The 19473-nt window shown below is 35.0% G+C and carries 22 protein-coding genes; 14 read left to right on the top strand and 8 right to left on the bottom strand.

All coding sequences use genetic code 11. The features are described 5' to 3' along the window. Window positions 1-115: 115 nt before the first annotated feature. Complete coding sequence (locus FCI53_RS01435; protein WP_138415095.1) at window positions 116-1594, bottom strand: aminotransferase class I/II-fold pyridoxal phosphate-dependent enzyme; 1479 nt, start codon at window positions 1592-1594, stop codon at window positions 116-118. 160 nt (window positions 1595-1754) lie between these two features. On the opposite strand from FCI53_RS01435, the gene FCI53_RS01430 reads away from it, so the two are divergent. Then, window positions 1755-2024, top strand: coding sequence for a UPF0223 family protein (locus FCI53_RS01430; RefSeq protein WP_138415093.1), 270 nt, complete (start codon window positions 1755-1757; stop codon window positions 2022-2024). 210 nt (window positions 2025-2234) lie between these two features. Here FCI53_RS01430 and FCI53_RS01420 read toward each other — a convergent pair whose 3' ends face one another. Beyond that, a complete protein-coding gene (locus FCI53_RS01420; protein ID WP_138415091.1) occupies window positions 2235-2855 on the bottom strand; it encodes a YktB family protein in 621 nt (206 codons plus the stop codon). Between the two features lie 214 nt (window positions 2856-3069). On the opposite strand from FCI53_RS01420, the gene FCI53_RS01415 reads away from it, so the two are divergent. Then, window positions 3070-3876, top strand: coding sequence for an inositol monophosphatase family protein (locus FCI53_RS01415; protein ID WP_138415089.1), 807 nt, complete (start codon window positions 3070-3072; stop codon window positions 3874-3876). Between the two features lie 195 nt (window positions 3877-4071). On the opposite strand, the gene FCI53_RS21285 is transcribed toward FCI53_RS01415, so the two are convergent. Continuing rightward, window positions 4072-4248: a DUF5325 family protein gene (locus FCI53_RS21285; RefSeq protein WP_171038024.1), complete on the bottom strand. Its 177-nt coding sequence runs from the start codon at window positions 4246-4248 to the stop codon at window positions 4072-4074. 161 nt (window positions 4249-4409) lie between these two features. On the opposite strand from FCI53_RS21285, the gene FCI53_RS01410 reads away from it, so the two are divergent. Further along, window positions 4410-4769 carry a YlaH-like family protein gene (locus tag FCI53_RS01410; RefSeq protein WP_138415088.1) on the top strand — a complete coding sequence of 120 codons (360 nt, stop codon included), beginning with the start codon at window positions 4410-4412 and terminating at the stop codon, window positions 4767-4769. Between the two features lie 93 nt (window positions 4770-4862). Here FCI53_RS01410 and FCI53_RS01405 read toward each other — a convergent pair whose 3' ends face one another. The 3 genes from FCI53_RS01405 to FCI53_RS01395 all read right to left on the bottom strand — a co-directional run bounded on the left by FCI53_RS01405 (window position 4863) and on the right by FCI53_RS01395 (window position 6658). After that, on the bottom strand, window positions 4863-5066 hold the full coding sequence (locus FCI53_RS01405; protein WP_138415086.1) for a YlaI family protein: 204 nt from the start codon (window positions 5064-5066) through the stop codon (window positions 4863-4865). Window positions 5067-5332: 266 nt separating this feature from the next. Continuing rightward, window positions 5333-5941 (bottom strand): YhcN/YlaJ family sporulation lipoprotein, encoded by a 609-nt coding sequence (locus FCI53_RS01400; RefSeq protein ID WP_138415084.1) that lies wholly within the window; start codon window positions 5939-5941, stop codon window positions 5333-5335. A gap of 237 nt (window positions 5942-6178) precedes the next feature. Then, window positions 6179-6658, bottom strand: coding sequence for a hypothetical protein (locus FCI53_RS01395; RefSeq protein ID WP_138415083.1), 480 nt, complete (start codon window positions 6656-6658; stop codon window positions 6179-6181). A 79-nt stretch (window positions 6659-6737) separates the two neighbouring features. Between FCI53_RS01395 and glsA the strand changes: the two genes are divergently transcribed. The 3 genes from glsA (at window position 6738) to ftsW (ending at window position 9629) form a co-directional block, all read left to right on the top strand. Next, window positions 6738-7670, top strand: coding sequence for a glutaminase A (glsA, locus tag FCI53_RS01390; protein WP_138415081.1), 933 nt, complete (start codon window positions 6738-6740; stop codon window positions 7668-7670). 89 nt (window positions 7671-7759) lie between these two features. Continuing rightward, the gene (locus FCI53_RS01385) at window positions 7760-8041 is read left to right on the top strand and encodes an Fpa/YlaN family protein (protein WP_138415079.1); all 282 of its coding nucleotides are present in this window, start codon (window positions 7760-7762) and stop codon (window positions 8039-8041) included. Between the two features lie 424 nt (window positions 8042-8465). Further along, window positions 8466-9629 (top strand): putative lipid II flippase FtsW, encoded by a 1164-nt coding sequence (gene ftsW, locus FCI53_RS01380; protein WP_138415077.1) that lies wholly within the window; start codon window positions 8466-8468, stop codon window positions 9627-9629. Between the two features lie 73 nt (window positions 9630-9702). Here ftsW and FCI53_RS01375 read toward each other — a convergent pair whose 3' ends face one another. Beyond that, a complete protein-coding gene (locus FCI53_RS01375) occupies window positions 9703-10593 on the bottom strand; it encodes a COX15/CtaA family protein (protein WP_138415075.1) in 891 nt (296 codons plus the stop codon). A 581-nt stretch (window positions 10594-11174) separates the two neighbouring features. On the opposite strand from FCI53_RS01375, the gene cyoE reads away from it, so the two are divergent. The 8 genes from cyoE to FCI53_RS01335 all read left to right on the top strand — a co-directional run bounded on the left by cyoE (window position 11175) and on the right by FCI53_RS01335 (window position 18171). Further along, window positions 11175-12107 (top strand): heme o synthase, encoded by a 933-nt coding sequence (gene cyoE, locus FCI53_RS01370; RefSeq protein WP_138415073.1) that lies wholly within the window; start codon window positions 11175-11177, stop codon window positions 12105-12107. Between the two features lie 66 nt (window positions 12108-12173). Further along, window positions 12174-13283, top strand: coding sequence for a cytochrome c oxidase subunit II (gene coxB / locus FCI53_RS01365; RefSeq protein ID WP_138415071.1), 1110 nt, complete (start codon window positions 12174-12176; stop codon window positions 13281-13283). 53 nt (window positions 13284-13336) lie between these two features. Then, entirely contained in the window at window positions 13337-15178 is a 1842-nt protein-coding gene (gene ctaD, locus FCI53_RS01360; protein ID WP_138415249.1) for a cytochrome c oxidase subunit I, read from the top strand. Window positions 15179-15180: 2 nt separating this feature from the next. Further along, window positions 15181-15801 carry a cytochrome (ubi)quinol oxidase subunit III gene (locus tag FCI53_RS01355; RefSeq protein WP_138415069.1) on the top strand — a complete coding sequence of 207 codons (621 nt, stop codon included), beginning with the start codon at window positions 15181-15183 and terminating at the stop codon, window positions 15799-15801. Window positions 15802-15804: 3 nt separating this feature from the next. Beyond that, window positions 15805-16113, top strand: a complete 309-nt coding sequence (gene ctaF, locus FCI53_RS01350) for a cytochrome c oxidase subunit IVB (RefSeq protein WP_138415067.1) — start codon at window positions 15805-15807, stop codon at window positions 16111-16113. Between the two features lie 126 nt (window positions 16114-16239). Beyond that, window positions 16240-17139, top strand: a complete 900-nt coding sequence (ctaG, locus tag FCI53_RS01345) for a cytochrome c oxidase assembly factor CtaG (protein ID WP_138415065.1) — start codon at window positions 16240-16242, stop codon at window positions 17137-17139. 18 nt (window positions 17140-17157) lie between these two features. Further along, window positions 17158-17619 carry a DUF420 domain-containing protein gene (locus FCI53_RS01340; RefSeq protein WP_138415063.1) on the top strand — a complete coding sequence of 154 codons (462 nt, stop codon included), beginning with the start codon at window positions 17158-17160 and terminating at the stop codon, window positions 17617-17619. 66 nt (window positions 17620-17685) lie between these two features. Further along, window positions 17686-18171 (top strand): GNAT family N-acetyltransferase, encoded by a 486-nt coding sequence (locus FCI53_RS01335; protein WP_138415061.1) that lies wholly within the window; start codon window positions 17686-17688, stop codon window positions 18169-18171. Window positions 18172-18269: 98 nt separating this feature from the next. Here the strand turns inward: FCI53_RS01335 and ytvI are convergent, their stop codons facing one another. After that, window positions 18270-19328, bottom strand: coding sequence for a sporulation integral membrane protein YtvI (ytvI, locus tag FCI53_RS01330; RefSeq protein ID WP_138415059.1), 1059 nt, complete (start codon window positions 19326-19328; stop codon window positions 18270-18272). Window positions 19329-19473 lie beyond the last annotated feature (145 nt).

The raw sequence follows: 19473 nt of genomic DNA, 5'->3' as shown, positions 1-19473 counted from the left end.
TAATGTTTTTTGTAGTTTTATTGCTCATTAAATTATTGCGCAATAGCTATTGTAATTCTGTTTTCTTCTATCCTAATGAAATAAGTGTTATACCATCGCTATGGCAGAATACTTACTAAATGGACTTAAATGGTTTAAATTCTTTTATTACTCGGATTGTTTGCAGTGTTTCATCCTCTAACCCTTGAACAGGTAATCCTGCTTTAACATTTCTTCTGATGTATGCCACATTGTCTTTTGTAATAATCTCCCCTGGGATAAAAATGGGGATACCAGGTGGGTAGACCATAATGGATTCAGCACTAATTCTCCCAATAGCAGTGTCTAAAGCAATTATCTCTGTTTCTGCGTAGAAAGCATCTCTAGGGCTGATAGCCAGCAAAGGAATATCAGGAATGTGTACTTGAATTTCTTGATCAGAAGTTGTAGTGGATACTTCACTTGATAATTGGCGTAATGCATCCACAAGCAGGTTTACCTCCTTTTTACGATCTCCTGGTGTAATTAGACAAAGGATATTATACATATCAGATAGCTCGACCTCGATATTAAAATGTTTTCGTAACCAAACCTCGACATCATAACCAGTCATTCCAAGTTTTTTAACGGAAATGATAAGTTTGGTGGGATCGTAATTATACGTCGCTTCACTGCCTAATAATTCGGAACCAGCACAATATAAATAAGGAATATTATTAATAGCATTTCTTGCTTCTTGTGCTAATTGTAATGTTCTATTAATTAGTTGCTCACCCTTGGTTGCTAGCTGTTTTCTAGCAACATCTAATGATGCTAATAAAAGGTAAGAAGTAGATGTTGTAGTTATCATCGATAATACGCTTTGTACTCGCTCATGTGTGATTAGTCCTTCGCGTAAATTAAGTACAGAACTTTGTGTTAAGGAGCCACCTAATTTATGAACACTTGTAGCAGCAATGTCTGCACCTGCCTGCATCGCAGATAGTGGAAGTTGACAATGGAAATGGATATGAACACCGTGTGCTTCATCGACTAGCACAGGTACATCAAACTGATGCGCGATTTGTACAATTTTTTTTAAATCACCAGCAATCCCAAAATAAGTAGGGTTGATCACTAATACACCTTTTGCATCGGGGTGTGTAGTTAGTGCTTTTTCAACGGCAGATGGCGTAATCCCATGCGATATACCGAGTGTTTCATCTACCTCTGGATGGATAAAGATAGGTGTTGCCCCTGAAAAAATAAGAGCTGTTGTTACAGATTTATGAATATTCCTAGGAACAATAATTTTATCACCTGGACCACAAACGCTTAAAACCATTGTCATAATTGCACCACTAGTACCTTGAACTGAAAAAAAAGTATAGTCGGCACTAAATGCTTGTGCCGCAAGATCTTGAGCCTGTTTAATGATTCCTTGAGGATGATGTAGGTCGTCTAACGGTTCGATATTAATAAGATCTAAGGATAGAGCATTGTCACCAAAGAAAGAACGAAAAGTTGGATCCATACCAACCCCTTTTTTGTGTCCAGGAATATGAAATTGAATCGGATTTTTATTAGTATGGTTAAGTAAACCAGTAAATAGCGGTGTTTCAGTTTGTGACTTCATGGAAACGACACCTCTTAGCTCAATAAATTCAACAAATATTATATAAAAGCCATTGATTGTTTTAGTTTAAACGAAAGATAAGGATTTATTATATATAGATTAAATGTACCTGAGCCATATATGTTAATATAAAAGATAGATGAAACGAAAGGAGCTTTTTATGAATTATAGTTACCCAATTGATGAAACTTGGACAAAACAAGAAATTATAGATGTTGTCAATTTCTTTTCAATGGTTGAGAAAGCATATGAAACGAATGTGAATCGCGATGATTTGTTGTTGGCATATACTAGGTTTAAACAGATTGTTCCATCGAAAAGTGAGGAAAAGCAGCTTTGTGGAAAATTTGAAAAGGGTTCAGGGTATTCTTGTTACCGAACAGTTAAAAAGGCAAGGGAAAAAAATCAAGGAGAAAAGCTTAGTATGTAACTCTATAAACACTAGGAGTCCGATTAGTGCGCAGACTGAGGTGAGCCGCAGCAGAAGAGCCATACTACTAATTGCGGGGTCTTCGTGAGTGCGGGTATTGTTATCTGGATCTAAAATAATAATCCGAAAGTTTGTCCCTTATCTAGCCCCAATGGAAGTTTCACTTTACTTAAGAACAGAAGCGTCTAGATATAATCTAGACGCTTCTGTTTAATCATTCATGGATAGTTTGTAAAGTGGAGTTAAGGTTTCAAACGTTTCTTTTATTTTACTTATTAGTGCATCTCCATCTGTTAAGATTGGGTCATCCACTTTAATATGTCTACCAATTAAAAATTCTGCTTTTTTGACATTTTCTAGTCGTTCAAGCGCTTTTGTTAAATCAACTTCCGCAATGGGAGCAGCATCTTTTTTGGTGTGGTCTAAGGAGACAACAAAATCGTTAGGGATGTTTCTCTCGATATCATCAATATTGTCTAAAAATGTTTTGGCTATTGCTTGTTTATTTGGCAACTCATAAATATATGCTAACCAAATAAATAGATGATCATCAAAAAGTCCAATTTGGAAATGTGGATGTTTTTTATAACCACGTTTATTATGACAGTAAGCAGACCAAGTATCCTGAGGGGGATTGACAGTTCGTCTTGCATGTTTTGCAATATGTAAATGCATGTCATAGTTTGTGATATCAGATAAATGATCTATTATTGCCTCAGAAATTTCTTTGAATTTAGGCTGAATTCGAGTTTGAATAGCTTCCATTCGTTCCTCTAATCCATCAATATAAAATGTTTCAAAATCTTGCTTAACAAATCCTTCAAAAGTCAAACTAACTACCTCCTGTATATTCAAATGATTATAACGATATTTTGGGTTTATTTTACCACAAACAGAACTTGTAACGAACTAACTAGCATACGTTCATTCCTATTATCCCGGTTCATAATTTGTTCGTCAATTGAAAAACTAAGCAATGAAAATGCAAGGAATGCTTATTTTTGTTAAGATAAACAAAATTAATATTCAAATGGAGGCAACTTATATGGACGCACAGGAACGTCAAAAATTGTTCGATCAGGCAAAAGAATGGGTATTACAAGCAGGTCGACATATTAGAGATGTCATTGATGAGCCATTGGAAATTGATACCAAATCAAACCCTAATGATCTGGTCACACATATGGACCGCAACACGGAGCAATTCTTCATAGAGAAAATTAAACAACATTATCCAACTCATAACATTATTAGCGAAGAAGGTTATGGTGATCAGCTAGATACGTTAAAGAATTCGACGGTTTGGATTATTGATCCAATTGACGGTACAATGAATTTTGTTCATCAGAAACGTAACTTCGCTATCTCAGTGGGGATTTTCGAGGATAGCGTTGGAGAGATAGGAATTATTTATGATGTGATGGAAGACGTATTATACACAGCCATAAGGGGAGAGGGAGCTTATAAAGATAATCAAGAACTTCCACCGTTAGATCCCAACCTATCGTTAGATGAATCGATTTGCATAATAAACAGTTTTTGGGCATGTGAAAATCCGAAGATAAATGGAAAAAAGATTCAAGAATTAATTAAGAAGGTAAGAGGGACAAGGTCATATGGATCGGCTGCCCTTGAATTTGCTTATGTTGCAGAAGGGATTGCGGATAGCTATATTACAATGAGATTAGCTCCGTGGGATATTGCGGCTGGTATTGTACTTATAAATGAAGTTGGTGGTAATATTACTAGGGCAGATGGAACGAAGCTTGATTTGCTTGTTAATAACACGATTCTTGTAGCAAATCAAGCTATCCATGAACAGATCCAGAATGACTACATAGAATTAAAGTAATGTGCATAAAAGACTGCCTTAGTAAACAAGGCAGTCTTTTTGGAAAGATAAGAGTGTTTAAAATTAATTCTTTTTACAAATCCAAGAACAGGTCAAGCGTCTGCCAAGTCTTAAAACAAACCTCTTTGACGCAAAAAACGCCATGCCGAGGCTTATTTTAAAACTTGTCGGGGGAAAGAAGCCCCCGAGCTGTTGTTAACTTTGAGTTCTTTTACGCTTCAATGTTAATCCACACCCCATAATGAAAAATCCTAAAATTAGGGATAAAACTGCAAGCCAGAAACTTCGATAGGCTATTGCTACTCCAACAAATGCAAAAGATAAAATAACTAACATTGCCAATATCAGCATGGAATATTGAATTGATTTCATCTAACCACCTCCTATTTAGTATTTACCATTTACTTCTAAATGTAAAGTTGTTTAACTGGAAGGTTATCTCGTTATATTTATATAAATTACTAGAACCATTATCAAAGTTCTAGTATGATATGAAAAAGGAAGGTGTTGTAGAAAATAGGGGGGGAGAAAGAATGGAAAAGCAAGTCACGATGGATGTGCCAGATGACCTGTGGCCGGTTGCTGATTTTTTTATGCAAGGCCTTGGTGGAGAAATTGACTTTAGTAATGATCACGATGTTGGTCTATTATTAAGAGGATTTTTTTTCTTATATGTAACAATTGTTATTTTAACAATTATCGCTTATAAATTTGGTTTCGCTAAGAAATTACCACCTATGAAGTCCGCGGTTGTCTACGTAATGTTAATTATTGGAATGTTTTTTATCACGTTAATTTTTGGATTAAATCTTCCAGTAGCAGAAAGTTTAATTGTTATTGCTGCAGTTCTAGGAATTTATCGTTTCAGATTATATCGCGAACGAAAAAGTTAAACCAAAACAAACCCTAATCCTATTGGTTTAGGGTTTGTTTAATCTACATGGTAAGAAAAGACTAAAGATTCGTCGATAGAAGTATTTTGACGTTTATGAAATATAATCTTCATTTTTTTTCTCACGGTATAAATTGAAATTTCCAGTTGCATGTCTTTTTTTAGTTTTCTCACCTATTCGGTGATCACAACTAGGACATAAATACATATGAATTCGTCTGTTTCTTAGACGTTTTGCTTCAAAAGAATTCGCATCAATCCGATTGATTGTATCGCATAACACACATTTTACTCTCATTATTTTCACCTCATACACCATATCATAACATCATTTTTATTAACTTACCATGACAATGAGGGTGTAATAAAGATGTAGTTTAGTCGCTTAAGGCAGTATGATTCCCCACTCTAAGGTATCGAAAAACATAAAATGTAAATGAGGGATAAACACATCTTGTTTATGCATTCGTTCAAGCAATTCACTTGTAGGGAATAAAGCAATCTCCCCTGTAGGAAATGTTATCTAATAAAAACCAGACCTTATGCGATAGGTCTGGTTTTTGTTTAGTTCTTATCTTTATGATTATTTGATTGATTGTCTTGGATTTCCTCTAATTGTTCTTTTTCATCTTCGGGAACAACTTCTTTATTTTGATCTGTTGTATTCGGTTGATCTTCATTAATAGGGAACTCTGGCATGTACCTGCCAACAATAGCTGCCACTTCATCAACAAATCCTTCAACGGGATGTCCTTGCCTAATTTTATCTGCCATTTTTTGTATACGCTCCGTACCGTCTGCATCCGCCACAACAACGGCAGTTTTCCCGTACGGATCATGATGTAATGCTTCTGCTACTGAATATTTGATTGTACTTACCCGTGATCGATCTAGTTCTTTATCGACATCGATACCAACAACAGCATAGGGGCCAGCCACTACTGCTTGTGCATTATTAACAGTTGGTACATCTGTGGCTAAGTTAGCGAGGTGTTGGGCGATTTCTTGGTTGGAGAGATCCTCATTTTGTTCAACAGGATCAGAATTTTTTACTTGAATAGGTGAATCTTGATTCCCTTGTTCAGGTAAGCTATTTTCTTCTTCCTGGTTGCAACCATATAACATTAATGAAATCATAAGCGTAATTACTGTAATGGTCAATTTTCTACCCATAGTGCACTCCTCCTTTGTTATCAGTATTTTTTGTGAAAAATTTTAGATTATACATATGTTAGCGAATAAGGAGAAATAATGAGTAGTAAGGATCTTCCTATCAGCTGTGTATGTTGTTTTAGTAAGATTGCTTTTTGTCACGCTACGAGCAACTGTAATGGAGGAGAATACAGATTGAAATAGGTGGGAGAAGTTAATAAAGAAAAAAAGACTAACACTGAGTGCTAGTCACGTTAATTATTCAAAAATAAGTTTTTTTACATTTTTAATAGGTTCATCGACATTGGAACCGTCACCAAAAAATAAATGTGCAGGACCATCTTCTTTTAGTGGTTTTCCCTCTTTAGCAAAAAGAAGCAAACTATTTGTTAATTGTTCAATCGAAATGAAAACAGGCTCATGACCAGTTTCAATTCGAACTTGCTTTGCATCTGCTTTCATGTCAGCTGTTTGTATAAAATCACGAATAGGCATTACATAAGAATTTTCCAATACCTTCTTACCTTCAAACCGTTTTATGGTTTGGTTTACTGGTGGTTTAATAAAGTATTCGCGCTCAAATCGTTCTGAAACCTTTTTAATTTCATCAACTTCCTCTGCATCTTGTTTATCTGAACTAAAAGCTTGTTCAAACAAAATTTTTCGATCATCAAAAATCCAAACTGTTGGATCTAGTGTAATTGGATATGTAACTTTTCCTTCTAATTGGATAATCACAGTATTTGCCACCTTTCTTATTTGCACTCTATTAACAGAATAGCAGAGATTAAATTAAATTTCAGTAAGGAGATATAAGATGAGTCAAAAAATTACAAAAAAACAATTAAATAACTGGTTGGAAGATGTTAAACCACTTGTCAATCAAGGCAAAATCGCAAGTTATATACCAGCATTAGAACGCCAAGATCCAAATGATTTAGCAGTAAGTATTTCATATGTGAATGGGGATACCGTTAGTTGTGGAGTAACAAAGAAAACATTCACATTGCAAAGTGTTTCAAAAGTTATTTCGCTTGCATTGGCGTTAATGGATCATGGAGAGGAGTATGTATTTTCTAAGGTGGGAATGGAACCTACGGGAGATCCGTTCTACTCGATAGCTAAGCTTGAGACATCGAACCCTTCTAAGCCGTTGAACCCTATGATTAATGCTGGAGCATTGGCTGTAACAGATATGATAAAAGGAAAAGATGTAAGTGAAAGAGTGGAACGTCTTTTGAACTTCTTTCGTAATTTAACTGGTGATTCCTCCATTCACTATAACACTGAAGTAGCCACATCTGAATTTGATACAGCATTTTTAAATCGCTCACTTAGTTATTTTATGAAGCAAACGAATATTATTAAGGGGGATGTCGAGGAATTACTAGAGGTTTATTGTAAACAGTGTGCGATAGAGGTAACGATTGAGCAATTATCAACACTAGGTGCAGTTCTTGCAAATAATGGAAAAGAACCTAGGACAGGGAGAGAACTTATCCCTGAACATTTCGCACGGATCTGCAAAACATTTATGGTTACATGTGGGATGTATGATGCATCAGGTTCATTTGCTATTGAAGTAGGGATACCGGCTAAAAGTGGTGTATCTGGTGCAATTTTAGGAAGTGTGAAAGGATTTGGGGGAATTGGTGTATATGGACCAAATCTAAATGAAAAAGGGAATAGTGTCGTAGGCTTGAAGTTACTGAAAAGGATTTCCGATCAAACACAACTGTCTATTTTTTAAACACAGCTATCACAATCATTCCTTGCATTTTTTTGCTATAAACGCTAATATAAATCTTAAGAATGTTTAGTTTATCGGAGGGGATTTTTGTGATACCAGAGGTGGCTGTAAGTGATTCTGAGAAAGCCTATGCCCTTCTTAAGGCTGATGCTGATAAAATTTTAAAGTTAATCAAAGTTCAAATGGACAATTTAACGATGCCTCAATGTCCACTATATGAAGAAGTATTGGATACACAAATGTTTGGCTTATCAAGAGAAATTGATTTTGCTGTTCGATTAAATCTTGTAAGCGAAGCAGATGGTAAACAACTTCTTGATAACTTGGAAAGGCAATTAAATGTTTTACATGAGGCTGCTCAAAAGTCTTGAATGTTTTTAGCTTAATAGAATTACAAAAGCTTTGCCAAAATGGCAAGGTTTTTTTATACAGTAAGAGGTATCTACATCATACAAAGGTGTATGGGCAGTATAACAAATCTTGTAAGGCAAATCAGTGCACATTCGTTTTAGTCGTGAACTATCAGTTAACAAGTTTTCATAAAATGCAAGCTCTTGTTCACCCAAAAAAATTTTTTAGACGAACACCGACGTGGCGTTTTTTGCCTTGGAGACGCTGAATCAGGACTGGGCTTTTCCTGAATGCAATTTCTTTCGATGATGAACAGGGATTCTAAATTAGTAGAGTCTAGTAATTTGAATTATTAGTACATATAGATGATGTTTACAGTAATATACTTGTGGTATATTTAAGTAGATTCAATTACCAAGGAATAATTAAGTAAGGAGTAAAAGCATGAAACATAAATGGAAAACTTTTGATTTTACACTAGTATTTACTCCGTTGGTTTTAGCTGCATTTGGAATTGTCATGATATATAGCGCTAGTATGGTTACTGCTGTAATCAATGGATTACCACCACATTATTTTATGCAGCGGCAATCAATTACATTTTTACTAGGACTTTGTGGTTTTGTTTTTGCATGTTTTTTTCAATACCGTTTCTATCAGAAGTTTATTAAAATCATAGTCGTAGGTTTAATTTTATTATTAGTTGCAGTTTTATTATTTGGGCAGGATATAAAAGGAAATCAAGCATGGCTTCGAATTGGTGGTTTTCAATTTCAACCGGCTGAATTTGTGAAGTTAGGTTTAGTTATGTATTTAGCATCTGTTTATTCCAAAAAACAACAATATATCAACGATTTTAAAACAGGAGTATTGCCACCGTTAGTATTAACGTGCCTCATGCTAGGATTAATAGTCCTTCAACCAGACCTAGGTACAGCTGCAATTGTTTTTTTAATTGCTTGTTCAGTTATATTTAGTTCAGGAATTAAATTGAAACATTTATTATTGTTAATTGTATCTGGTCTTGTTGTAATTGGTTTAGCCTTTGGTAATATGATAAATGAAGAACGTCTATCAAGATTTACAGGAGCTTACCAACCTTTTTCGGATCCTCAGGATAGTGGATATCAACTAATTCAATCCTATGTCGCAATTGGAACTGGTGGATGGACTGGAGAAGGATTAGGACAGGGAGTGCAAAAGCTTGGCTACTTAACAGAACCATACAATGATTTTATAATGGCTGTTATAGCAGAAGAATTAGGCTATATTGGTATTCTAATTGTTATCGGTTTATTGGCAACGATTGTCTTACGGGGGTTATACATATCTAAAATATGTGAAGATAGTTTTGGCTCTATGTTAGCAATTGGAATATCTTCCATGGTTGGGATCCAAACGTTTATTAATTTAGGTGCCATCAGTGGGGTATTACCAATTACAGGCGTTCCGCTTCCTTTTGTTAGTTATGGAGGATCCTCATTATTAATTATGATGTTTTCAATGGGAGTTTTAAACAATATCGCTAGAACAGTTAAAGCTAAGCAAATATACCATAATAAAACTAGTTTAAAAACAGAAAAAGGACATGTATCACATTCAAATTAAACTGAAAAAAAGTGGGCTCTCATATACGAGAGCCCACTTTTTTAAAAGGTAATAATTTTCTTGCACTTTTGTACTATTTCACGCTTCTAGTTGAAAGTAAGATAAAATAACAAAGTACCCCAAAATAAATGGTAATAACTAGTGCATGTAATAGTGCAAAAAATAGGTTACCTAAACTAAATATAACCATTGCACCTAGTAGTACTTGCATTATCATTAGTACGATCAATAGTGTAAATCCACCAGCTATTACTCTACTTTCTGAATACTGTTTTTTAATTCCTATCGCTAGATATACTGTCCATATAAATGCAATACCAGCAGCAAGTCGATGTCCCATTTGTACCCATTGCCCAAACTGAAAATTTGAAAAGTTTAAAGGGTTACCATTCATACAAAAAGGCCACCCCGTACATGCCAAGCTTGCTTCAACATGGCGGACTAATGCCCCGGTGTAGACCACTATTAAAATATAAATAGTTAATCCATAAATCTGTCTTCTCCATTTTTTATTAATCACCAGTGCATTTGCATCAAATTTTTGGTCAATCTCAAAAATGAGTAATGTTAATAGAAAGACCGCAGCAAAGGAAATAAGAGAAATTCCAAAATGCAATGCTAGGATAAAATCAGATTGAGACCATAATACGGCCGCAGCCCCAATTAATCCTTGTAAAATTAGAAAAAAGATAGAAATAAACGATAAAAATTTTGCTTCACGTATGTGCCCTATGTATTTCCAAGATAAAAGAGATAATAATAAAACAACAATTCCTGCAATTCCGGATACTAATCGGTGACTTAATTCGATAATTAGAGCAGATGACAATTCCCCTTCACAGAATGGCCAATTCGCTCCGCATCCCATACCAGAGTCCGTTTTCGTAACAAGCGCACCACCGATTAATACGAAAATCATTGATATGGTAGCGATAATAGATAGATTCTTAAGTGTTTTTACCATTGCACCACCTCTTATCCAAGTGGATATTTTGTTTGAAATAAATTTTACTAGCACAAAAAATATTATAATAAAAAAAGGCGCATTTGTCTTATGATTGATACGACAATTTTTGTAGACAATGCTGCAATAAGGAAAAAATCTTCTCCTAGTTTATAAAGAGGATTGTTAAAATATCGTATCATGATTTTAAACTATTTTCACTTAAAAGTATAAAAAGGTTGCATTGTAAGCCTTTGTTTGCTAGAAATAAATAAAGGAGTTTTGTTTTATTTTGGAAATAATTCTATGTGTGTTAATTAAAAATTTTTGTGAGAACCTTGATAACAAGCGATTTGCTTAGATTTCAGCTATAGAGGAAGTCTAATAGTGGGTTGCTCGATCACCTTTTTATTGTGGACATTTTATTACATTTTCGTTGGATGTATCGGGGGTTCACAAAATTGTCAAAATTAAGTGTGTTGAGTTGGTTAATAGATAGAATAATTATAACATGGTACAATATTTTCGACCTTGCAATATTTAATATAAAAAGAGAGAAATTGTAAGGGATATGTATATTGGGATAGAGGGGGGGCAATGAAATGAATAAGGTGGAAACATCAACATTGCATGTTGATCGTCCAAATGATCATCGTCCAGTAACTTTTTGGACTGATTTTAAAGCATTGATTAAAACAGGAATTATAAATTCTAATGTAATGACTGCTTTTGCAGGTTTTTGGCTTGCACTCTACTTTACGGAATCAGCATTTGCTGATCATTGGAAAACAATGTTTATTACGATGGTTGGTACTGGTTTTGTGATCGCTGGCGCAAGTGTACTTAATAATTACTATGATCGAGACATCGATACAGTCATGAAGAGAACGCAAAGTAGACCAACCGTAACAGGTACCATTCCACTACCTTATATCCTAGTTATTGGTGTAAGTTTTTCAGTTGTTGGTTTCATTTTATTGATGCTCACAACGATTCAAGCAGCAATATTTGGTGCCATTGGCTGGTTTTCCTATTTTATACTGTATACAATGTGGTCAAAAAGAAGATACACATTAAACACAGCAATTGGAAGTTTATCTGGCGCAGTACCGCCTTTAATTGGCTGGGCAGCGGTTGATCCAACACTACATATTGCTGCGGTTATTATGTTCTTAATGATTTTTATTTGGCAAACACCACATTTCTTAGCATTGGCTATGAAAAAATGTGAAGAATACAGATCTGTAGGGGTACCAATGCTTCCTGTTAAATACGGTTTTTCAATGACGAAACGACAAATGATTATTTATGTTATTTGTTTATTACCGTTACCATTTTATTTACATTCATTAGGAAACGTTTTTATGATTATTGCATCCATTCTAAATATAGGCTGGTTATTGTTAAGCCTAAGAGGATTGTCAAATAAAGATGATTTGAAATGGGCGAATTGGATGTTTATTTATTCACTATTATACTTAATGATTATGTTTCTAACTATGATTGTCATCACAATACCACCTGTTATTTATTAAATTAGGATATTCATTAATATTCTAATTAAAATAAAAAAGGATTTTAAAAGAAAGAGAGGTATTTTCATGAAAGGTTGGATGGGAAAAATTCGTGTTCTGTTTTTGTTAAGCTTACTTACATTCATACTATCAGGATGCGGAAAAGAAAACTTAACTGCCTTTTTACCTAAAGGCTATGGGGCTGAGGTATCATTAGATCTTATTATCCTTCCATTAGTCGTTATGGTATTTGTCTTTTTGGTCGTAATGGCTATTTTTGTGTTTGTCTTAGTCCGTTTCCGACAAAAGAAAGGGCAAGAAGATTTTATTCCGAAACAAACAGAGGGGAACAAAGTATTAGAGGTTGTCTGGACAGCAATTCCAATTCTATTATTATTAATTATTGCTGTACCAACCGTGCAAGCAACATTTGATCTTGCAGATGAATCAAGCAAAGGGGATGCTCTGAATATTAATGTAACTGGTAATCAATACTGGTGGCATTTCAATTATGACGAGCAAGATATTCAAACAAGTCAAGACTTGTACATTCCAACTGGAGAACGTGTTTATTTAAACATGATGTCAAGTGATGTGATCCATTCATTTTGGGTTCCTTCTATCACAGGGAAAATGGATACAAACCCTGAAAATGAAAACACAATGTATATCGAAGCAAATGAAGAAGGCGTTTATTATGGTAAATGTGCAGAGTTCTGTGGACCATCACACTCGTTAATGGACTTCAAAATTATTGCAGTAAGTCCTGAAGAATTTGAAACATGGGTTGCGGACATGCAAAATGTTGATCCAGAGGAAACTGTCGCTCAAGATGCAACGGAAGCAGTACAAGAAGGTCGAGAGCTATTCGATGAGTATAGTTGTATCAATTGTCACGCGATTGGATCTTCACCAACTGCCATTGGACCAAATTTAACAAACTTTGGTGATCGCACAAAGGTTGCTGGGGTTATACCTAGTGCTGTAGATGAGCAATATTCTAAAGAGGATCTTGTTAATTGGATTCTAAATCCTGATGAGTTAAAGCCAGGTAATAAAATGACAGATGCAGGATATCTATCAGATGAAAGTTTCGGTGAAGAAGAAGCAAGTAAAATTGCTGATTACTTAATGCAGTTACAACCATCCGAAATCACGCCTGATGATGCGGGTGAAGGTTTAACTGTCGAACAATAAAAATTAGGGATGGAAGAGGTTAAGGGAGGTTTATAAGCGTGAGCTCTACTACAATGACGCAAAAACAAGGATTCGCCGCCACGTTATGGGATTACTTAACCACTGTCGATCACAAAAAAATAGCTGTGCTCTATTTAATTGGTGGTGGGTTTTTCTTCATACTTGGTGGGCTGGAAGCGTTAGCGATTCGTATTCAGCTAATACAGCCAAACAATGATTTCGTAAGTAATGGTTTTTATAACGAAATAATGACAATGCATGGAACTACGATGATCTTTTTAGCGGCCATGCCGTTAATATTTGCATTAATGAATGCTGTTGTCCCATTGCAAATAGGCGCAAGGGATGTTGCATTTCCATTTTTAAACTCGTTAGGGTTTTGGTTGTTTGCATTTGGGGGTATTCTACTTAATTGTAGTTGGTTCTTAGGTGGAGCACCCGATGCTGGATGGACAGCGTATGCACCTTTATCGGTTGTATCGCCTGGACATGGAGTTGACTTTTATGTTCTAGGGTTACAGATATCTGGTGCGGGTACATTAATTGCAGGTATTAACTTTTTAGTTACAATTATTAACATGAGAGCGCCAGGTATGACCTATATGCGTATGCCTTTATTTACCTGGACAACATTTGTGGTAAGTGCTCTTATTTTATTTGCATTTCCAGCATTAACTATTGGTTTATTCTTACTAATGTTTGACCGCTTATTTGGTTCTGGATTTTTCGATGCAAGCTTAGGTGGTAACTCGATTATATGGGAGCACTTATTCTGGATTTTTGGTCACCCTGAAGTATACATTTTAATTCTTCCTGCTTTTGGGGTGTTTAGTGAAGTTATACCAACATTTTCCAAAAAGCGTTTATTTGGTTATACAGCCATGGTGTTTGCTACTGTACTAATTGGTTTCTTAGGATTTATGGTATGGGCCCACCACATGTTTACAGTTGGTATGGGACCTGCAGCTAACTCTATTTTTGCTGTAGCAACAATGGCAATTGCCGTACCGACTGGTATTAAAATCTTTAACTGGTTGTTTACGCTTTGGGGCGGTAACATTAAGATTAATTCTGCCATGCTATGGTCATTAGGCTTTATACCATCATTTACGATCGGTGGGATGACTGGTGTCATGGTTGCGACTGCACCTGCAGATTATCAATATCATGATTCGTACTTTGTTGTGGCACACTTTCACTACGTAATTGTAGGTGGGGTAGTGTTCGCTATTTTTGCGGGTCTTCATTATTGGTGGCCAAAAATGTTTGGTAAAATTTTAAATGAAACATTAGGCAAAATTACCTTTTGGACATTTTTCTTTGGTTTTCACCTAACCTTTATGATTCAACATTTCCTTGGGTTAATGGGAATGCCACGTCGTTATGCGGTGTACCTACCAAACCAAGAACTCGAATTAGGAAATGTTATCAGTACTATAGGCGCATTTTTAATGGCGTTTGGTGCGATTGTATTTGTCATTAATATCATTGTGACAACCACAAAGGGAGAACAGGTAAGTGGTGATCCATGGAATGGACGTACATTAGAATGGGCGATTCCAAATCCAGTACCACATTACAATTTTAAACAATTACCACTTGTACGTGGTTTAGATGCGTTATGGATTGAAAAAACAGAAGGAAGAAAAGAACTGGCACCTGCTGAACCATTGGATGATATCCATATGCCAAATCCATCCATATTACCATTTGTGATGTCCTTGGGCTTATTTATTGCTGGATTTGGATTTATCTATCAAGTCGATCATCCGAGCTGGCTAATTGTTCTGTTTATTGGTATGGGCATAACATTAGGCACAATGTTTATCCGTTCTATCAAGGATGATCATGGCCATCACATTCATAAAGAAGATTTAGATGAGGAGGCTCGGTAATTATGAGTCAAGATCATACATTAAATCCAGAAGTAATGCCGTCGGAGCCCGAGAAGGCCACATTAGAAGGTAAGAATAAGTTTTTAGGTTTTTGGTTTTTTCTAGGTGGAGAAACAGTTCTTTTCGCTAGTTTATTTGGGACCTATCTAGCTTTACAAGGATCAACTATGGGGGATAACACACCAGAAAAGTTATTTGGGCTTGGTTTAGTTTTCATTATGACAATGTTACTTCTAACAAGTTCTTTAACAAGTGTCTATGCGATTTATCATATGAAAAATAATGATTTTCGTAAGATGCAATTGTGGTTAGGGATTACAGTTATCCTTGGATTCACATTTCTCGGGTTTGAAATTTATGAATTCTATCATTATATTCACGGATATGAATTTACATTTCGATCATCTGCGTTTGGATCTGCTTTTTACACGTTGGTAGGATTCCATGGAGGCCACGTATTATTTGGTCTTTTATGGATTGTTACCCTAATGGTTCGTAATGCAAAACGTGGATTGAATTTATACAACGCACCAAAGTTTTACATTGCAAGTCTTTATTGGCATTTTATTGATGTTGTTTGGGTATTCATCTTTACTGTTGTCTATCTAATGGGGGTGATTTAAGCGATGGCTGAGAACACCAATTTAGATTACCAAAAAAAGAAGAACAAAGAAGAAATGAAACAACAAGTTATCACATTTGCATTAATGATTGTGTTTACCATCATTGCTTTTGCGATGGTTCTATCAGACTTAGATAAACTATTTGTAGTTCCGATTTTATTTCTATTGGCTGTTGTGCAAGTTATCTTTCAACTTTATTATTTCATGCATATGAGTCATAAAGGACACGAAATGCCAGCATTTATGATGTACGGCGGAATCTTTGCTGCATTTCTAACACTATTAGGTCTTACCGTACTTGTGTGGTGGTAAGTCTCAGCAAAAAGAGGTTCGGTTTTCCGAACCTCTTTTGTTTACATGAATAGAAAAAACAAGGTATGATAAGGGAGGAAAGAAATATATTACATACCTTAGAATGCATTGATGGAGTGGATAAAGATGTGGTTAGAATTACAAATTTTTGGATTTCGAGCACTTTGGAGTCCATATTATTTCTTGTTTATAGTAGCTTTAGGTATTATCTATCAATTGGTGACCGTTTTTTATCGGCATAAATTCACTTCAGAACCTAAACCAAGTAGGAAACAGCAGCTTTACTTTTATACTGGATTACTACTCTTATATATCATAAAGGGTTCCCCAATTGACTTACTAGCGCATATATTGTTTACGGCACATATGATCCAAATGGCACTATACTATTTAGTATTGCCAATTTTAGTAATTAAGGGACTACCTGTTTGGATATGGAAAAAAATCTTTTCGGCCCCTATTATCAAAAGAATTTTAAGTGTAATAACGAGGCCATTGATTGCATTGTTATTGTTTAATGCGTTGTTTTCAATGTACCATATCCCGAAGGTTTTTGATTTTGCAAAAGGTTCTCCACTTGCGCATGCGGTTATTACAACTGTCATATTAGTTGCCGCTTTTTGTATGTGGTGGCCGATCTTTTCCCCATTGCAGGAAACGAAGAAACTTTCCGCACTTGCGAAGATTGGGTATATTTTTGCTAATGGTGTATTGATTACGCCTGCTTGTGCGTTAATTATTTTTTCAGGCGGTCCACTATATGCCACTTATAATGAAGTAGGTGGATGGGTTCAAGCTCTGTCATTGTGTGTTCCTACTTCTGTACTCGGTGAATTGTCATTGACAGGACCGGAAATGTTTTCTCCTATGCCATTAATTGAGGATCAACAATTAGGTGGGATCCTTATGAAGGTAACGCAAGAAATTGTATATGGAGCGGTATTAGCACATGTGTTTTTTGGTTGGTTTAGAAATGAAAGTGAGCGAGTTGATCCACTGCCAACGACCAACCCAACTGAATCTTGAGATGGAAAGGGAATGTAAATGAATATAGAAGTGTTACCAACAATTAGTACATTTTTTATTGTTTTGAGTGCTGTTCTCGTCGCTGTCGGTTGGTACTTTGTTTCTAAGAAGAATTTCCGTGCACATAAAAAAATGATGGTTAGTGCAGCAATAAGTGCATTAGTGTTTTTTATCATCTATATGTCACGCACTATTTTTATAGGAAATACGAGTTTCGGTGGACCAGAACATTTAAAAATTTATTATACAATTTTTCTTATTTTCCATATTGCACTAGCTACTACGGGAGCAGTGTTTGGAATTGTTACCTTAACATTAGCATTTAAAAGAAAAATTGCAAAACACCGTAAGATTGGACCAATAACTAGCATCATATGGTTTTGTAGTGCATTCACCGGGGTCATTGTCTACTTATTACTTTATGTTTTTTATGATGGTGGACATACGACAAGTTTATTTAAAGCTATATTGGGATTATAATTATTAAAGACTATCTTCGCATATGTGAGGTAGTCTTATTTTATTAGGAAAAGGAAGTTATCAAAAATGTTAGCGACAAATCGAATCATGATTGAGCCTGTAAACACAGAGGAAGGGTACCATTTACTTCAAATGAAATATAAGAACCTTCATGATTGGCCGCCTTTTTCTTTAAAAGCACTACTGCCTTTTTATTTAGAACAAATAAACAATGATCCAAGTGTGATTGGTTATGGGCCTTGGTTGATAAAAGGTGCGAACAAAAAGGAACTTATTGGGAGTGTAAGTTTCAAAGGTAAACCTAATTCATTAGGTGAAATAGATATTGGCTATCATATTATTACTCAATACCGTCAGAAAGGGTATGCAACCGAAGCGGTCCAGTTACTTACAGATTGGGCTTTATCACAACTAGAAGTTAATGCTATAACTGCTAGTTGTTCGATTGATAATACCTCATCGCAAACGGTTTTAATTCGCAATAATTTTTTTAAAGTTGATGAGGTTGGAGAATGGCTCGTATATAATAAATCAAAAAACAACCTTTTATAAATGCAATAAATAATCTACAATCATGTTTTCGTATGTAACAAAAGTTCAGCGAAAAAAGGGTGTACTTCTGTTGAATGGAGTACACCCTTTTTCTTATATTAAATTTTTATGTTCCATCTTATAATTCCAGCTTCCTTAGCTGAATTAAATGCAATCACAACGAGTGGTCCTAAGATAAACCCAAGCACACCAATCAGTTGCAAACCTAAATACATAGCAATCAAGGTAGCGAGTGGGGATAGCCCAATATGTCTTCCCATTACTTTTGGTTCAACCGTACGTCTGATTGCAAGTAAGATAATGGCGAGTATGGCTAGTTCTGTTCCCATTACCAGATCACCAGTTATAAACATGTATAGCGACCATGGAGCAAGTACTGCAATCGATCCTATAATTGGGACAAAATCGATTAACCATATTAGGATGGACATAATAACAGCAAATTCAGGTGCTATATACAGTAACCCAATTAATGTCACAATAAAAATAATGATACTAACTAAAAATTGAGCTTTTAAAAACCCAAGTACGACATAAGCAAGACGAGCATTCATAAACTTTACTTTCTCTGCAGTCTCATCTGTTAAAAGCTCGTAGGTATTACTTTTTAATTTAGGAAGTTCTAGCATAAACATAAACAAAGCAATTAAATAAACAATTAAACTTACTAGATATTGTGGTATCTTAGCAACTGCACTCGCTATTTTATCTAATTGGATTTGTTCTTTAATTGTATCGCTAAATGCTCCTAAATTTTCTTGAATACCATTTTTAACTTCTTTAACGAATTCAGAAGGTAAATCTTCAGTGAAATGGTCTAAATCTGATTCCCATTTAATTAATTGTTCATTCATTTGATTCACGTAGGAAGGAGCATCTTCAGCAAAGTTAACTACATGAGTGACCGCTTTTGTAACAAAGTAAGTTCCTGTAATACTAATAAGAATTACAAAAACTAGAAATACAATAATAACTGATATTTTTCTGTTAATTTTAAACCGAAATTGTAACCATCGAATAGCAGGATTTAAAAATAGGGCTGTGAACAATGCCAATAATAAAGGAATTGACACTGGTAAAATAAAATATCCTGCAATGATTAATAAGATAGTAAGTAGTATTAAGATCCATTGACGTTTAGTTAGCAACCGAAACAATTTATGTATGTATCTCCTTTCATAAGGACAACCTTCTCTTTAAGCTTAACCATTTGAACTTAAAGGTATCATATTTTATGTAAATAATAATTTAATTTTAACATTTATTAGCGAAATATGTTAGTAATTTCAAGTGATTTTACAA

Source organism: Aquibacillus sediminis (assembly GCF_005870085.1).
GTDB classification, from domain to species: Bacteria; Bacillota; Bacilli; order Bacillales; family Amphibacillaceae; genus Aquibacillus_E; species Aquibacillus_E sediminis.
This window is presented reverse-complemented; position numbering and strand designations above follow the sequence as displayed.

Excerpts from the sequence above, each read along its gene's own strand:
- FCI53_RS01435 (WP_138415095.1), bottom strand. The coding sequence starts at position 1,594 with ATGAAGTCACAAACTGAAACACCGCTATTTACTGGTTTACTTAACCAT.
- FCI53_RS01430 (WP_138415093.1), top strand. The coding sequence starts at position 1,755 with ATGAATTATAGTTACCCAATTGATGAAACTTGGACAAAACAAGAAATT.
- FCI53_RS01415 (WP_138415089.1), top strand. The coding sequence starts at position 3,070 with ATGGACGCACAGGAACGTCAAAAATTGTTCGATCAGGCAAAAGAATGG.
- FCI53_RS21285 (WP_171038024.1), bottom strand. The coding sequence starts at position 4,248 with ATGAAATCAATTCAATATTCCATGCTGATATTGGCAATGTTAGTTATT.
- FCI53_RS01410 (WP_138415088.1), top strand. The coding sequence starts at position 4,410 with ATGGAAAAGCAAGTCACGATGGATGTGCCAGATGACCTGTGGCCGGTT.
- FCI53_RS01405 (WP_138415086.1), bottom strand. The coding sequence starts at position 5,066 with ATGAGAGTAAAATGTGTGTTATGCGATACAATCAATCGGATTGATGCG.
- FCI53_RS01400 (WP_138415084.1), bottom strand. The coding sequence starts at position 5,941 with ATGGGTAGAAAATTGACCATTACAGTAATTACGCTTATGATTTCATTA.
- glsA (WP_138415081.1), top strand. The coding sequence starts at position 6,738 with ATGAGTCAAAAAATTACAAAAAAACAATTAAATAACTGGTTGGAAGAT.
- ftsW (WP_138415077.1), top strand. The coding sequence starts at position 8,466 with ATGAAACATAAATGGAAAACTTTTGATTTTACACTAGTATTTACTCCG.
- FCI53_RS01375 (WP_138415075.1), bottom strand. The coding sequence starts at position 10,593 with ATGGTAAAAACACTTAAGAATCTATCTATTATCGCTACCATATCAATG.
- cyoE (WP_138415073.1), top strand. The coding sequence starts at position 11,175 with ATGAATAAGGTGGAAACATCAACATTGCATGTTGATCGTCCAAATGAT.
- coxB (WP_138415071.1), top strand. The coding sequence starts at position 12,174 with ATGAAAGGTTGGATGGGAAAAATTCGTGTTCTGTTTTTGTTAAGCTTA.
- ctaD (WP_138415249.1), top strand. The coding sequence starts at position 13,337 with ATGACGCAAAAACAAGGATTCGCCGCCACGTTATGGGATTACTTAACC.
- FCI53_RS01355 (WP_138415069.1), top strand. The coding sequence starts at position 15,181 with ATGAGTCAAGATCATACATTAAATCCAGAAGTAATGCCGTCGGAGCCC.
- ctaF (WP_138415067.1), top strand. The coding sequence starts at position 15,805 with ATGGCTGAGAACACCAATTTAGATTACCAAAAAAAGAAGAACAAAGAA.
- ctaG (WP_138415065.1), top strand. The coding sequence starts at position 16,240 with ATGTGGTTAGAATTACAAATTTTTGGATTTCGAGCACTTTGGAGTCCA.
- FCI53_RS01340 (WP_138415063.1), top strand. The coding sequence starts at position 17,158 with ATGAATATAGAAGTGTTACCAACAATTAGTACATTTTTTATTGTTTTG.
- FCI53_RS01335 (WP_138415061.1), top strand. The coding sequence starts at position 17,686 with ATGTTAGCGACAAATCGAATCATGATTGAGCCTGTAAACACAGAGGAA.